The sequence below is a fragment of the Bacteroidota bacterium genome (assembly GCA_025059945.1).
Lineage (GTDB): Bacteria > Bacteroidota > Rhodothermia > JANXDC01 > JANXDC01 > JANXDC01.
On sequence record JANXDC010000004.1, the window covers coordinates 301,110 to 316,700 of the forward strand.

The following is a 15,591-nucleotide window of genomic DNA, read 5'->3' on the forward strand; positions in this document are numbered from 1 at the left end:
TGGCTAGCGGTTGCGCAATAGGGTTGGATCGCGTATGTTCCTTCGGGGCAATCATGTCTAATGCTATGCACGCCACACGCGAACGGCTTTTTCTGCTCGATGGGATGGCCCTGGCCTATCGGGCGCATTTTGCCTTCATCAGCCGGCCGCTTCTGACAAGCTACGGACTTAATACGAGCGCGGTCTACGGCTTTGCGCTGGCGCTGCTTAAGCTTCTCGAAGAGGAAAAGCCCGAGTACCTGGCCGTGGTCTTCGACACGGCCGCGCCTACGTTTCGCAAGCAGCTCTACGAGGCTTACAAGGCCAACCGGCCGCCGATTCCTCCGGAGTTGGCCGACGGGCTGCCGTACATCAAGGAGCTGGTGCACGCCTTCAACATCCCCTCTCTTGAGATCCCCGGTTACGAGGCCGATGACGTGATCGGCACGCTCGCCTGGGATGCGCGCGCCGCGCAGGCGGAGGTCTATTTGGTCACGCCGGATAAGGACTTCATCCAGCTGCTCAACCATCGCGTTTACCTCTACAAGCCCGCCCGACGCGGCGATAGCTTCGAACTCGTCACGGCCGATCAGATCCGCCAAGAACTGGGCATTGAGCCCCATCAGTATGTGGACGTGCTCGCCCTCATGGGGGATAGCACGGACAACGTCCCCGGCGTTCCGGGCATCGGGGAGAAGACCGCCCTGGAGCTGGTGCGGCGCTACGGATCCCTGGAGGGCATCTACGAGCACCTGCACGAACTCAAAGGACGAATCCGGGAAAACCTAGAGCGGCACCGAGATCAAGCTTTCCTATCCCGGCAGTTGGCCACGATCAAAACGGACGTCGAACTGGAGTTGGACTGGCACCGGCTGCGCGTAAGCCAGCCCCACCGGGAGCGGCTTGAGGCCCTGTTTCGAAAGCTGGAGTTCGGCACCCTTTTGGCTCGGCTCCGTCCTGCCTCGCAAGCGGAGCCCCTACAGGGAGCTTTGTTCGAAAAGCCGATGTCTTCGGTGTCAGCAAAGCCTGGGCTTCGGGATCTGACCACAGAGGGGGCCGATTACGCGGCCATCCCGATGAGCTCGGCCCTGGAGGCCCTTTGGAGGCAGCTTGAAGGGGCACGCCAGCTGGCCGTTGATACGGAGACGACCGGGCTCGATGCGCTTGAGGCGGATCTTGTGGGGCTGTCCCTGTCGGATCGGCCGCGCTTTGGTCGTTATGTGCCCATTCCGTTGCCAGATGGTACCCCGGCCTCCGTTGTGCTGAAGGGCTTGAGCACGCTGTGGGGGGATCCGGATCGCCAGTGGGTGGGGCACAACCTGAAATACGATCTGCTTGTGCTCCGTCGGGCTGGGCTAGCAGAGCCCGCTGGACGGCTTTTCGACACCATGCTGGCGCATTATCTGCTGGAACCCGAGGCGCCGCATGATCTGGACACCTTAGCCCAAAGCTTACTGCACTATCGCACCGTTCCGATTGAGGACCTGATCGGGCGCCGGGGTCCGGAACAGCGCTCCATGCGGGAGGTCCCGCTAGAACGCATCGCCCCGTATGCCTGTGAGGATGCGGACGTGGCCCTGCAGCTGAGCCGGTTTCTGGAGCGTCGGCTTCGCGAGGAGGGTTTAGATCACATCGCCGAGCGCATCGAATTCCCTTTGATCCCGGTTCTGGCCGAGATGGAATGGACGGGCGTAAAGATCGACCCCGAGGTGCTGGCCGAAATCGGGGCTCAAATCGACCGAGAGCTAGCGGACCTAGAGGCCCGCATTTATGAAGCAGCCGGTTGCGTGTTTACGATCCAATCCCCGAAGCAACTGGCCGAAGTGCTCTTCAAGCGCCTAGGGCTTAAGCCGCGGGGACGCACCCCCACAGGGCAATGGTCGACCAGCGAACGCGTCCTGGAGGAGCTGGCCATGGAGCATCGGCTACCGGGCCTGATCTTGGATTATCGGTCCCTGGCCAAGCTCAAGTCCACGTACGTAGAGGCGCTCCCCAAACTTATTCGCCCGCAGACAGGCCGGGTGCACACGAGCTTTAACCAGACCACGACGGCTACGGGAAGGCTTTCCTCCAGCAATCCCAACCTGCAGAACATCCCGGTCCGATCGGAATTAGGCCGGGAGATTCGGCGCGCCTTCGTACCCGAGCCCGGTTGGTGGTTGCTGTCGGCCGATTATTCGCAAATCGAGCTACGCGTGATCGCGGCCTTAAGCCAGGACACCACTCTAATCGAGGCCTTCGAGGAGGGGGACGACATCCACACCCACACGGCCATGCGTGTCTTCCAAGTGCCCCGAGAGGCCGTCAGCCCCGAGATGCGCCGAAAAGCCAAGGAGGTCAACTTCGGTATCCCCTATGGGGTAAGCGCCTTCGGGCTAGCCCAGCGCCTGCGGATCCCCGTCGAAGAGGCCCGCCGGATCATCGACGAGTATTTTCGCCAGTTCCCGCGCGTAAACCAGTACATCCAGCAGACCCTCGAGAAGGCTCGTCAGCTGGGCTATGTGGAGACGCTGCTGGGACGGCGTCGCTACGTGCCGGGCATTTACGATCGCAACCCGAACGTGCGCAGCGCGGCTGAGCGCATGGCCATCAACATGCCCATTCAAGGCACGGCCGCGGACATGATCAAACTGGCTATGGTTGATCTGCACCGACTGTTTCGAGAGCGCGGCTACCGGACGCGGATGATCCTGCAGGTGCACGACGAGTTGCTCTTCGAGGTGCCCGAAGAGGAGCTGGAGCCTGTTCGGGAATTGGTTCGCCAGACGATGGAACAGGCTTTGCCCTTGGGTGTTCCGATCCAGGTGGAGATCGGCGTGGGGAAAAATTGGCTCGATGCGCACTAGCTGGACCGCGCTGCTCTTCTTAGTTCTCTTGCCCGATCCCGCAGGGGCCCAGCCGGCCGATACGGCCTGGATCGGCTGGGCGCGCCAGCGGTGGACCGAGGAGGCGCGACGGGCCAAGGTGCGCTTGGAGCGCGGCAGACCCTTTGCGATCGAGCTTGCGCGCCAAGCGGTTTTGGCCAAAGTCGCCCCGGAGGAGCGGCTTCGCCTTTGGCATCTGGACCTGAGCGTGGGCGTGGGGCTATATCGCGCTCGACGCTGGTCGGAAGCGGCCCGCTGGCTTGAGGCGCTCGATCGGGCCTACGAGCCTTATGTGGAGCCGCGCGACGATCTGCGCTGGTTCGCTGCGGAGGCCTGGCGCCGGGCCGGGGCGCTTGCTGAAGCCCGCAGACTCTATGAGCGCCTGCTCGCAGAGCCCGGCTCTTCGTATGCGGCCGCAGCCGGCTTTCGGCTCTTGGCCCTGGAGCCCGATACGGTGGGATGGCCGCAACGGATAGCGCTGCTGGCCCGCATGCCTGAGGGCGATTCGCTTACGCATCGGGCGCGGCTTTGGCTGGCCCGTTGGGCCATGGAGCGTGGGCTTTTCCAGGAGGCGCGCGCCCTATTGCCTCCAGGTCCGGAGGCCCATTACCTGAGCGCCTGGGCCTATGAGCTAGAGGGCGATACGGCGGCTGCCCGACGGGAATACGAACGCCTGCTTGAGGGCGGTTGGCGAGCTCGGGCGCTATGGCGGATCGGGCTGCTGGAGGCGCAGCGGGGGGATTCGGCGGCCGCCATGGCCCGTTGGGCCACGCTGCTGCGCGCGCTCTCAGGCCCAGAGGCCATCGAGCTCGCTCTGCAGATGGGGCTGCCGGTGCGGGCCCGCATCTTGGCGGACAACGGGCTAAGGGAGCTGCCTGAAGACCCTCTGGATCGGGCCGAGGCGCTGCGCGATCTGGCCCCCGCCCTGCTGGCCGTGCTCGAGCGCGTTCCGCTCTCCCCAGAGCAACGCGCAAACTGGCTGCGGGCGCTTGACGATCCGGGGCCCGTGGGAGCCCTGACGGCTCTGAAGCTAGAGGCCATACGGGTCCTGCTGGAGGGGGGATCAGAGCGGGCGCTTCTGGGGCGCGCTCCGGGCTATCGGTTTTACCGGTACGCCGAGGAGGCCCATCGGGCCTACCGGCAACGGGGATCGGAGGCCGCGCTGGCCGTCTGGGCGCGCGCTTTGCGCGATAGCCTCCCGGCCGATGTTCGGGACGTTATCGCGCGTGAAGCGGCCGCCCTGTGGGCCAAAAGCAGCCCTCCGGAACCGGAGTCCGCGCTGCGATGGGCGCGCTCGGTGGGCCTGGATCCCGTGGCTTTTCTGGTGCAGATCGCCGAGCGCACCCCGGATGGGGCCCCTTTCTACCAGGCCGCCCTCAAGGAGCAGCCCCAGCATCCAGAAGCCCCTGCGATAGCGCGGCGTTGGATTCAGCATCTGCAGCAACTTCGGCAGCGCCTGCATCCGGAGCGGCAGGCGGCCGCCTGGATGGAGGCGACCACGCGGCTGGCCCTGCTGACCGAGGCTTTCTGGAAGGCCTACGGGCCCTCGGGGACGCATCCGGCCTCTGCCGACGAACAGGTGCGCGCTTGGGCGCGCGAAGCCCTGGAGGCGCATATCGGCTATGCGCTCCTGCTCGTTGACGTGCAAAGGTCTCCGCAAGAAGCCGCCCGTTGGGCCGAACGGGCTGTCTACTATACGGCCCTCATGGCTCTTCGAGCAGAGGGCTCGGCGCAGTGGCCTGAGGTGCGCAGGGCCGTTCAGCATCGCCTCCAGCGTTTTGAGGCCTTAACCCGATCTTGGGGACCGTGGTTTGCGGCCCTGGAGCGCATAGAGGACCCTTTCCCCTCTCCGCCTATTCCCCTGGATGCCGTGCCCGATTCCCTGCGCGCGCTCATTGGAGAGGCGATCGTGGTCTCGGAGGTGCCCCGGCCGGAGCTTGCGCGCACCCTTTGGGCCGTGGCGGCTAGAGCGGGGCTACCTAGAGCCCGTTATGAGGCCGCCCGGTGGTTTTATCGGTTCGGAAGCTTCGATTCGGCGGCCGCATATGCAGGCCCGCTTCCCGAGACAGCGGAGGGCAACCTGTGGCAGTCGAGCGCATGGCTGCTGAAGGGGATGGCCTGGCTTAAGCTGGGTCGTTTGGATTCAGCCGAGGCCGTTCTGGAGCGCTTTGCGCAGGCGTATCCGGAGGATCCGCGCGCAAGCTGGGCGCTCTGGGAGCTAGCACAGGCCTTGAGCCGATCTGGGCTTCGGGAGCGCGCCGCCCTTCATTGGGAAGGGATAGCGCGGCGCGCGGAGGGTCGAAGTCCCGCGCCCCTGCCCCCGGAAGCCTGGGCCGTGCGGGAGCTGCTCCGTTACAAATTGCAAGAGCTTTGGCAGGCGACCGAGGAGGCCTCCTCGGCTCCGCCGAGCTCCTGCGAAGCTCTTTACAGGCAGATTCAACGCCTGTACGCCATCGCGGAGGCCTCGGAGCTAGAAGAGGCGCGGCCGCTGCGGTGGCGCGCAGAGCTGCGATGGGCCATGTACGCGCGAAGCCGTCTGGGGCGCGTCTACGGTCCGGAGCAAACCCAGATGCTCGCGGAGCGGGCCCTCCGGCTTGCGGAACGCGATCCGGAGCTAGCCCCCTGGGCTCGGGCCGTTGCGGCGTGGTTGTGGGTCGATCTGGCCAGCCGGGCCGACCGACCCGCTGATCGGGCCCAGTGGGCAAATCAGGCTCGTGCGCTTCTGGCTGCCCTTCCTCAGGCGGATCCGGCTCTGCAGGCCGCCATAGATCGGCTATCGAGGGCGCAATGAAACCCCGAGTGTGGTTTTGCCTCCTGTGGACCTTTCTTCCGCCGCCCTTGCTGGCGCAATCCTCCACGCCTGCGCCGCCCTGGACTGAGCCCGTACTCATCCGGGTCCATCAGGGGGCCACTCGCGCCTCTTTTCCCCTGTACCGAATTTCCTTTGGGCCGATTTCGGGGCCTCAGGATGCGCGCTTTCGGGATCCAGAGGTGATGTTACGGCGACCGCGTCGGTTTGTGCCGGCCTCCCCCCAATCGCAGCGCCGGCAATAGGGAGCTATGGGCCCTTTTTGGGGTGTTTTCTGGGATCAATTTCGGTTCTGGCCCGCCGTGGACGGGCGCGGGCAAGTGGTACCGCCGGCCGACGGATGGGTTTTCATGTGGACGCTGCTTTTGCTCTTCGCGTGGGCCATAGTAGTCGCGATCGAGCGGGCCTGGGTCTTTTGGCGAACCCTGCGGGTTGACTACGGTGCTCTGGATCGGCTTGTCCGACCCTTACTTGAGGAGCGCAACTGGGGTCGGCTCTTGGAGCTTTGGCGCGCCCTACAGCCGCGTCTGGTCGGCCGTCTGGGCGAGGCGCTTACGGAGACTTACCTCAAAGGCGCAGATCTGGAGCGCATGCGGGCGGCCGCGGAGGTCGTCTTGCTGGAGGCGGCGCCGCGCCTAGAGCGGCGCGTGCGTTACCTCAACACGATTGCTCATGTCGCCACCCTGATGGGGCTCGCAGGCACCATCTATGGACTGATCGTTGCCTTTAGTGGATTGGGGGGAGCCATTTTGCCTACGGCTGAACGCGTGGCTGTGCTTTCGCGCAGTATCGCCACGGCTATGGTGACCACAATGGGGGGGCTTATGGTGGCCATACCGAGCTTTTTGGCCCATAGCTTCCTGCAACACCACTTAGAGCGGCGCTACGATGAACTTGAAGCCTTCGCCACGGGTCTGATCGAGCGACTGCTGGATTGAGGCGCATGCGGGATCGCTTTAGTCGGCATCGGATTCGGCCCTCTGCGCCGGTGAGTTTATTGGCTGTGCTGAATGTGCTGCTGGTGCTGTTGGTGCTTTGGGCGAGTTTAGCCCCTTTGGAAGACCTCAGGGCTGTAGAAGTTTGGTGGCCTGCAGCCGAAGAGTCCACCGTGGCCGACCCGCCCTTGGGTCCGACGAACGCCCCGGCTCTGCGCATTTGGCTTACGCCCGATACGGTGTACCTATTTGACCCCCTTCGGGGCAACCGCATCGTAGAGCAGATGCCGCTGCAGGGCTTGGATGCCCCCCACTGGCCCCGGCTGTTGCAGGCAGTGCAGCAGTGGCTACACCATCCGCCCCGGCCTGAAGGGCTGATTCAGCTTGTAGCCCATCCCGCCATTTCGCATCAAATGCTTGTGGAAGCGCTCAGGGTCCTTCAGAGACTGCCTGAACCATGGAGTCGTCGGGTAAGCTTGGCCTTGGTTGTGGAATGAATAGGCTACGTCCGCATCGGGTCGATTCCTCTACGGTGGAGCCCGCGCTCGTGCCGCTCTTGGACGTGCTCTTTATCCTCCTTCTGTTCTGGCTCACTACCGTGGTGGCGGCCGAAGAGCATCCGTGGCTTACCGATCCGTATGGGCTACCCCACGTACAGGCGCCGGATCGGGCTGAGCCCGGAGTCGTGGTACGGCTCGATAGCACCTTTCTGTATGTGGAGGATCGACCCGTGGCTTCGATTGCAGACGTTGAGGTTCTGGGGCCAAATGAATGGCTAGTGCCGGCGCTGCTTGCGGCCTTAGAGGCACCACGAGGGTCCGTCCTCACCGATCGGTGCGTGCTCGTGGCTCCGGCTTCCACGCGATACCGGATCATCGCGCGGCTGCTGTACACGATCGGGCAGGCGGGCTTTACTCGGGTCTCCCTTGTGGCGCACCCGATGCGTAGGGAGCTATAGGGTGTCTTATCGGATACGTATCATCCTAGAACCGAACGGTTCGGATCCCTTGGATCTGCGGCAGGTCTTGCACCCCTTGCCCTCGCCTGCGGGGTTTGCTCGCTGGATGGCGGCGCTGAGTTTGGCCTTGCTCATCGGCCTTGGAATCCTATCTCGGGATCTGGAACAAGCGCGCGCTTATTGGGCTCCTCCTGTGCGGTTTCCTCCGGTCCCTCAGCAGGCTGCCACCGAGCCGGGGAGCATAGCGGTAAAGCTGGTTTTGCCCCGCTATGGAGCCCCCCAAACGCGCTTGTTCTCGGCTCGGATTGGCCGAGATGGCTCTGGGGGGAGCCCCAATCCCGTCGACCGACTGGGGCTCATACGTCGTCTGTATGATGCCCCTCGGCCGGATATGGATCCCGATTTGATGGTCAAACCCCTTGTGGCGCGCAACCGATACGAACCACGGGCTCAGGAGGCCGTTTCCCCTTTGGAGGATCTCCCCGTGTTAGGCCCGGCTTCTTCTGCTTTTATGGCGGACGCGCTCACCCCCAATCGGCTATTACGCCACCTCTGGGGGTGGGGAAGTGGGAGGGGGGCGGGCATAGGCGCGATGATAGGAGATGGGAGCGGCCGCAGCCCGGAGGTAGCTGCGCCCGTTCTGCCCGTGGAAAGCCTATTTGTGCCTCTGCTGCAAGCATATCGCCCCGTATTGGATCGTCTGTACGCGCGCCACCGAGCCGCGGATCCGATGTTACGAGGTCGGGTCATGGCGAGCCTGTATGTTGCGGAGACGGGCTCGCTGCGCGTACTGGAACTCAGAGGGGTTGCGCTACGCGCAAGCCAACCGCGTGTGCGCCTCCAATTCCTGCGGGAGCTCGAGGTTACGCTGGAGCAACTCTCCGTATCGGAGCCGCGCCTGCTTAATCGCCGGCTCACGATTCCCCTTGAGTTTGAATAGCCGCAATTTGCGGCTTGCTCGTTCTAGATCGTATCTTTACGCCGTCGCAACGGCGAAGTGGGATCGCGTTGAACCCACTTTTTTTATTATACCCCTATGACCAACGCGGATATCCAAAGGCGGGTCGAGGCCCTGGTCCGTGAGATCCTCCAGGGACGTCCTTACCATTTGATCGAGGTCGTCGTACGGGGGGTCCCGCATAGCCGGGTGGTGACCATCTACGTAGACACCGAGCGCGGCATCACGGCCGATGAGTGCGCCGCCTTAAGCCTAGAAGTGGAACAGCGCTTGGACTTGGAGGATTTCATAGGGGGGCGCTACCGGCTGGAGGTCTCCTCACCCGGTGTAGACAGGCCGCTTGCGTGGCCCTGGCAATACCGCAAAAACATCGGACGCCTGTTGCGCGTACGGTATCTGGCGTCCGATGGGGAGCGCGCTGTGGTGCTCGGTCGGCTTTGCGAGGCGGACACGCAGGGCTGCGTGCTGGAGACGTCGGCGGGTCCCATGCGGCTCCCCTATGAGGACATTGAAGAGGCGGTAGTCCAGATAGAATTCTGAGGCGCGCCGCATCAGCGCAAAGTCGGATTGGGCGTCATGAAAAACGAACTGGTATCCTTATTTGCTGAACTGGCCCGGGAAAAGGGGATCGACCGGGACACGCTGCAGACGATCATCGAAGATGTGTTCCGGCTCATGTTGCGCAAACGCTTCGGCAACGAGGAGCCCTTCGACGTGATCGTCAACTTCGACAAGGGTGATCTGCAGATCTGGCATGTGCGCGAGGTCGTCGAGGATGGGGCCGTTGAGGATCCGGTTTTGCAGATCCCCCTCTCCCAGGCTCGCCAGATCGATCCAGAATGCGAACTAGGGGAGGAGGTGGCCGAAGAGATCCAAATGAAAGCCTTCGATCGCCGCCTCATCCTCATGGCCAAGCAGCTCCTAAGCCAGAAGATCCGGGACATCGAGAAAGACAATATCTTCGAGGAATACTCCAAGATGATCGGCGAGATCGTCGTGGGCGATGTCTATCAGGTTCGCCGCGACGAGGTGCTGGTCAATCACGGTCGCACGGAGCTTATTCTGCCGAAAAAGGAACAAATCCCCAAGGATCGCTATCGCAAGGGGGATACGATTCGCGCCGTGATCAAGAGCGTGGAGCGCATCAACGGCAACCCACGCATCGTCATCAGCCGAGCCGATCCTTTGTTCCTGCAGCGTCTTTTTGAGATCGAGGTGCCGGAGATCTACGACGGGATCGTGGAGATCAAGAAGATCGTCCGGGAGCCCGGGGAGCGGGCCAAGGTGGCCGTGCTCTCCCACGATGACCGGGTCGATCCTGTGGGCGCCTGTGTGGGCATGAAGGGCGTGCGTATCCACGCCATCGTGCGAGAGCTCAACAACGAGAACATCGACGTAATCGCCTGGACGGACGATCCCGTTGAGCTCATCCGGCGCGCCCTGCAACCGGCCAAAGTGCTGCAGGTGGAGCTCGATCAGGCTAACCGGCGTGCTCGGGTGCTAGTCAAGCCCGATCAAGTGGCGCTGGCCATCGGCAAGGGGGGGCAGAACATTCGCCTGGCTTCGGCGCTGACAGGCTATGAGATCGATGTGTATCGCGACATCGACCAGAGCGAAGAGGACGTGCCTCTGGAGGAGTTTGCCGACGAAATAGCTCCCGAGATCATCGAACGGCTTAAGGCGATCGGCTGCGACACCGCCCGCTCTGTGCTGCAGCTCAGCCAGGTTGAGCTTGAACGCCGCACGGGGCTTCCGGCCAGCGTGATCCAAGAGATCTACCGGATCTTGGAGGAGGAGTTCGAGGAGGGCGAATACGAGGAGGAAGCGTAACGGACGCCTATGGCCCAAGTGCGTTTATTTAAAGTCGCCCGCGAGCTGAACCTGGGCACCGATACCATCGTGGCCCACTTGCGGAAGAAGGGCTTCGACATCGAGAACAACCCCAATGCGAAGCTCACCGACGAGATGTACGTGGAGATCCTGACGCATTTCCGCAAGGATAAAGAGGCCTTCGAGCGGCATCGGCGCAAGGAGCAGCTGTTTCGGGAGCGCGAGGAGCAGCGCAAGCGCCTCCGGCATGAGGTGGTGACCGTGGACTCTGAGGTGGGCGAGGTTGTGGTGGCCGAACCCCCCGCAGCCCCTGAACCCTCTGTGGGGGCGCCAGCCGAGCTCGAGCCCCCTACGGAACCCGTTGAGGTCCTAGAGGCCGCTCTTGAGGAGCCTCAAGAGGCCCCTCCGGTGGTGTCCGAAGAGGTGGCCTCAGAGCCCGCTGGTGAGGTCCCGTCCCCTTCGCAAGAGCCTGAGCCTCTTGCTGAGCCTGTCTCCGCTTCTGAGGAGCCCCACGAATCGGTTTTGTCCCCTCCCTCTGGTGAGGTCATTCGGGCTAAGGATCGGGTGCGGCTGCCCGGTCTTACGGTGGTGGGCAAGATCGAATACGACAAGGGTAAGCTCAAGCCGGAGGCGGCACCCGGAGAGAAGCCCGAGCAGAAAGTCGAGGAGGAGCCAGAGAAGAAGAAAAAGAAGAAACGCAAACGCATCGCCGCGCCGATGAGCGTCGAGGAAGAGGAGCTGCCGCTGGTGAAGAAGGGCGCCATACTGGCCCGAGAGCCCGTGGCCAAGAAGAAGAAAAAGAAAAAGGCGCCCGTGGTCGACGAGGAAGAGGTGGCGCGGATGCTGCGCGAGACCATGGCCGAGATGGAGCGCTCTGCGGGTGGCCGCCGGGGCAAACTACGCCGGGCCAAGCGTGAGGAGCGCGCCGCGCAGCGCGAGCTGGAACGGCAGCAGGCTGAGCTGGAGGCCGGTCTGTTGCGGGTAAGCGAGTTTGTAACCGCCCGTGAGCTAGCCGAGCTCATGCACGTGGACGTGGGCGAGGTCCTGACAAGATGTCTGGCCTTGGGGCTGCCCGTCTCGATCAACCAACGCCTGGACGCCGACACGATCACCCTACTGGCCGACGAGTTCGGCTATCAGGTGCAATTTGTCGACACCACGGAGCTGCTAGAGGTCAGCGAGGAGGCCCCAGATAAGCCTGAGGATTTGCGAACGCGTCCGCCGATTGTGACCGTTATGGGGCACGTCGATCACGGGAAGACCTCCCTGCTGGACTACATCCGCCACACCAACGTTGTGGCCGGGGAGGCAGGGGGCATCACCCAGCACATCGGCGCCTACGAGGTCACGCTTCCAGACGGGCGCCAGATCACGTTCCTGGATACGCCCGGACATGAGGCCTTTACGGCCATGCGCGCCCGCGGGACCCAGGTCACGGATATCGTCGTGCTTGTGGTGGCAGCCGATGACCAGGTTATGCCCCAGACCGTGGAGGCCATCAATCACGCCAAGGCTGCTGGGGTGCCGATCGTGGTGGCCATCAACAAAATCGACAAGCCGGAAGCCAATCCGGATCGGATTCGCCAGCAGCTGGCCGAACACGGGGTGCTGGTCGAAGAATGGGGCGGACGATATCAGTGCGCCGAGATCTCGGCCAAGACGGGCCAAAATGTGGACGCGCTACTGGAGAAGATCCTGCTCGAGGCCGAGTTGCTTGAACTCAAGGCCAATCCGAATCGCAAGGCCCAAGGCACGGTTATCGAAGCCAAGCTGGACAAGGGCCGCGGGGTAGTGGCCACGGTGCTCGTACAAAACGGTACCCTGCGTCCGGGCGACCCGTTTGTGGCTGGGCTTACCCACGGCAAGGTGCGCGCTCTTTTCAACGAGCGCGATCAGCGCGTGGAAGCCGCCGGTCCATCCACGCCGGTGCAGGTGCTCGGTTTTGAAGATTTGCCTCAAGCTGGGGATCGCTTCTTGGTGGTTTCCGATGAGCGGGAGGCCCGTGAGATCGCTCTTAAACGCCAACAAATCAAGCGCGAGCAGGATCTGCGGCGGCGCAAGCATCTGTCCCTGGAGGATGTCTCCCGGCAGATGGCCGCTGGCCAACTGCAGGAGCTCAACATCATCCTCAAAGGCGACGTGGCCGGATCGGTTGAGGCCCTCGGAGATGCGCTTCATAAGCTCTCCCGCGACGAAGTGCGGGTGCACATCATCCACAGCGGCGTCGGGGCCATCACGGAATCCGATGTGCTGTTGGCCTCAGCTTCTAACGCCGTGATTATAGGTTTTCAGGTGCGCCCGTCGGCTGCAGCGCGCAAGCTGGCCGAACAGGAGCAGATCGACATCCGGCTTTATTCGATCATCTACGATGCGATCAACGACGTCAAATCCGCTCTGGAGGGGCTGCTGGCCCCCGAGCGCAAGGAACAGATCGTCGGCACGGCCGAGGTGCGGGCTACGTTCAAAGTCCCCAAGGTGGGCACGGTGGCCGGCTGTTACGTAAGCGAAGGGCGCATCCGCCGCAGCGATCGCATTCGCCTGATTCGCGATGGGGTGGTCATTTACGAGGGCCGGTTGGCCTCGCTGAAGCGCTTCAAGGACGACGTTCGGGAGGTCGGCGCAGGCTACGAATGCGGTATGGGGATCGAAGGGTATAACGACATCAAAGTAGGCGATCTTATCGAAGCCTACGAGATCGTGGAAACCAAGCGCACTTTGGATGCATGAGCAGCGAACGCCGTGTTGAGCGCGTCAGCTCCCTCATCAAGCGGGAGCTGGCCGACATCTTGGAGACGGAGTTCCGAGAGGTCTCGCATGCTTTGGTGACCGTGACCAAGGTGCAGATGCCGCGCGACTTGAGCCTTGCGCGCGTATACGTGAGCATTATGGGGGATCCGGCTACGCAGCGGGTGGCGCTGGAGCGCTTGCGCGAGCAGACCCCTGAGATCCGGCGTGCGCTCTCAGCCCGCATCCGGCACCATCTGCGCGCGATGCCGGAACTTCAATTCATACACGACGACACCCAGGACTACGTCGAACGTCTTGAGGCGCTCTTCGCCCAAATCCACCGACAACGTTCCCCTCGATCCGATGTCTCTTCCTCGGGTGATACGCTCCCATGAGGGCGCTCTGCGGCCGGTTCCGGATACCGGCTATGTGCTGCCGGTGGACAAACCCATAGGCTGGAGTTCTTTTGACGTGGTGCGTTGGCTGCGGCGCCGGCTCCCTGTGCGCAAGATCGGGCACGCCGGTACGCTCGATCCCATGGCCACGGGCTTGTTGCTGTGCGGCGTGGGTCGGGCTACCCGATCTTTAGGTGCCTTTATGGCCTTGCCTAAAACGTACCAAGGCCGGTTTCGGCTGGGCGCCATCACGCCCAGCTACGATGCGGAGACCCCTATTACGGAAGAACGCCCCTGGGAGCATGTGCGACTTGAAGCGGTGCGCGCAGCCGCGCAACGGTTCGTGGGGCGGATCGCGCAGGTGCCCCCTCCGTATTCGGCTGTCAAGCAGCAGGGGACTCCGGCCTACCTGCGGGCGCGGCGGGGGGAGGCCGTGACCTTGGAGCCTCGCTTGGTCGAGGTGTATGCATTTGAGATACTGCAGATGTCAGGCCCTGAGGTCGTCTTTTGGGTGCACTGCGGCAAGGGCGTCTACGTGCGTGCTCTGGTGCACGAGCTGGGCCAGATCTTGGGGGTGGGCGCCTATCTTACGGAACTACGTCGCACCGCGGTCGGGCCCTATCGGGTTGAAGAGGCTTGGACGATCCCGGATCTGGAGCGCGCCTTAGCGGCGGAAAAAACCCCATGACCGCTCCGTATATTTGGTTAGATGAGCTGACGGAATCCCAACCGTCTGTGGTGACCGTGGGGACCTTCGACGGCGTGCACCGGGGGCATCAAGTGATCCTCGGGCGCGTCCGAGAGCGCGCCCGATCCTTGGGCCTCCGCAGCGTAGCCTTGACGTTTCACCCGCATCCCCGGCAGGTTCTGCATCCCGAAGTGGGCCCCCATCGACTTCTGAGCACCCTTTCGGAACGGGCTGGGCTCATTCGAGAGCTGGGCATCGATGAGGTCGTGGTGGTGCGCTTTACCCATGAGTTCGCGCAGATGGACTCCGAGACATTTGTACGCCAGATGCTTTTGGATCGCCTGGGGATGCGTCAGATGGTTGTGGGCTACGACCATCATTTCGGCAGGGACCGTCAGGGGGATCCCGAGACGTTGTGGCGCTTATCGAAGCGCTGGGGTTTTCATCTGGAGGTCATACCCCCGCAGCAGGTGCACGCTTTAACCATAAGCAGCACCCAAATTCGTCAGGCGCTCGCGCAAGGGGACGTTCTGTTGGCCTGGGAGCTCTTGGGGCGTCCGTACTGGATCTCCGGCACCGTAGTGCCGGGTCGGGGGCGCGGTCGGATGCTAGGCTTTCCCACAGCCAACTTGTCGATACCTCCGGAGAAGTTTCTGCCTGCCCAGGGGGTCTATGCCGTCGACGTAACCCTCCCCAACGGGGCATCCTATCGGGGTATGCTTAACCTGGGTCATCGGCCCACGTTTGGGGATTCAGAGTGCGTGCCCGAGGTGCATCTGCTGGGGTTCTCGGGGGAGCTTTACGGGGAGGTGTTGTGGGTGGAATGCCTGGCGCACCTGCGTCCGGTGCAGCGTTTTCCGGACGCTGAAGCCCTGCGCCGGCAATTGGAGGCGGATCGGGCCCGTTGCGCAGCGCTTCGCCGTGATGTACTTTTGCACGCTTGAAGAGTGTTTGCGATTCTATTTTCGCTGAGGAGCTGCTACTCTGATGCTGACAAAAGAGGAAAAAAGGGCCATATTTGAGCGCTTTGGAAGGGGGCCGAGCGACACGGGGTCGCCCGAAGCGCAAATCGCGCTCTTTACCGAGCGCATCAACCGTTTGACCGAGCACCTGAACACGCACAGGAAAGATCACGCTACGCGCCTGGGGTTGCTCAAACTCGTGGGCAAGCGTAGACGGTTGCTCGAATACCTCAAACGTAAAGATTACGACCGATACAAGGCCCTGATCGAAACGCTTAATTTGCGCAAATAACCAAGGGGCACCGAGCGCTATCGGTGCCCCTTGGCGTAAAACCAGGGTCCTTCAGAGTATTACAAGAGAAAATCTAAACGCCCGTCTGCCGTCCGCGTGGTGGGGCCGTAGAGCGCCGCGTACAGGGGCGCCTCCCGCGCAAGCGCTGTCCAACGCGCAGGGTCTGCAAGTGCTCCAACAGGCGGATCGTCAGT

13 protein-coding genes are annotated in these 15,591 nt (G+C 62.9%); all 13 read left to right on the forward strand.

What is annotated here, in order from left to right:
- Positions 1–65: 65 nt before the first annotated feature.
- A complete protein-coding gene (gene polA / locus NZ993_03300; GenBank protein ID MCS7154817.1) occupies positions 66–2,825 on the forward strand; it encodes a DNA polymerase I in 2,760 nt (919 codons plus the stop codon).
- Positions 2,815–5,634 carry a hypothetical protein gene (locus NZ993_03305; protein MCS7154818.1) on the forward strand — a complete coding sequence of 940 codons (2,820 nt, stop codon included), beginning with the start codon at positions 2,815–2,817 and terminating at the stop codon, positions 5,632–5,634. The genes polA and NZ993_03305 overlap by 11 nt, the downstream gene beginning before the upstream one ends.
- 269 nt (positions 5,635–5,903) lie before the next feature.
- Positions 5,904–6,590 (forward strand): MotA/TolQ/ExbB proton channel family protein, encoded by a 687-nt coding sequence (locus NZ993_03310; GenBank protein ID MCS7154819.1) that lies wholly within the window; start codon positions 5,904–5,906, stop codon positions 6,588–6,590.
- A 5-nt stretch (positions 6,591–6,595) separates the two neighbouring features.
- The gene (locus NZ993_03315; GenBank protein ID MCS7154820.1) at positions 6,596–7,084 is read left to right on the forward strand and encodes a hypothetical protein; all 489 of its coding nucleotides are present in this window, start codon (positions 6,596–6,598) and stop codon (positions 7,082–7,084) included.
- On the forward strand, positions 7,081–7,545 hold the full coding sequence (locus NZ993_03320) for a biopolymer transporter ExbD (GenBank protein ID MCS7154821.1): 465 nt from the start codon (positions 7,081–7,083) through the stop codon (positions 7,543–7,545). The genes NZ993_03315 and NZ993_03320 overlap by 4 nt, the downstream gene beginning before the upstream one ends.
- Position 7,546: 1 nt before the next feature.
- Positions 7,547–8,485: a hypothetical protein gene (locus NZ993_03325; protein MCS7154822.1), complete on the forward strand. Its 939-nt coding sequence runs from the start codon at positions 7,547–7,549 to the stop codon at positions 8,483–8,485.
- Between the two features lie 96 nt (positions 8,486–8,581).
- Complete coding sequence (locus tag NZ993_03330) at positions 8,582–9,043, forward strand: ribosome maturation factor RimP (GenBank protein ID MCS7154823.1); 462 nt, start codon at positions 8,582–8,584, stop codon at positions 9,041–9,043.
- A 36-nt stretch (positions 9,044–9,079) separates the two neighbouring features.
- Positions 9,080–10,333 carry a transcription termination factor NusA gene (gene nusA, locus NZ993_03335; GenBank protein ID MCS7154824.1) on the forward strand — a complete coding sequence of 418 codons (1,254 nt, stop codon included), beginning with the start codon at positions 9,080–9,082 and terminating at the stop codon, positions 10,331–10,333.
- 9 nt (positions 10,334–10,342) lie between these two features.
- The gene (gene infB, locus NZ993_03340) at positions 10,343–13,060 is read left to right on the forward strand and encodes a translation initiation factor IF-2 (GenBank protein MCS7154825.1); all 2,718 of its coding nucleotides are present in this window, start codon (positions 10,343–10,345) and stop codon (positions 13,058–13,060) included.
- Positions 13,057–13,455, forward strand: a complete 399-nt coding sequence (gene rbfA, locus NZ993_03345) for a 30S ribosome-binding factor RbfA (protein MCS7154826.1) — start codon at positions 13,057–13,059, stop codon at positions 13,453–13,455. Before infB ends, rbfA begins: the two co-directional genes overlap by 4 nt.
- Positions 13,439–14,143 carry a tRNA pseudouridine(55) synthase TruB gene (gene truB / locus NZ993_03350; protein MCS7154827.1) on the forward strand — a complete coding sequence of 235 codons (705 nt, stop codon included), beginning with the start codon at positions 13,439–13,441 and terminating at the stop codon, positions 14,141–14,143. Before rbfA ends, truB begins: the two co-directional genes overlap by 17 nt.
- A complete protein-coding gene (locus tag NZ993_03355; GenBank protein ID MCS7154828.1) occupies positions 14,140–15,087 on the forward strand; it encodes a bifunctional riboflavin kinase/FAD synthetase in 948 nt (315 codons plus the stop codon). Before truB ends, NZ993_03355 begins: the two co-directional genes overlap by 4 nt.
- Before the next feature lie 40 nt (positions 15,088–15,127).
- Entirely contained in the window at positions 15,128–15,397 is a 270-nt protein-coding gene (rpsO, locus tag NZ993_03360; GenBank protein ID MCS7154829.1) for a 30S ribosomal protein S15, read from the forward strand.
- Positions 15,398–15,591 lie beyond the last annotated feature (194 nt).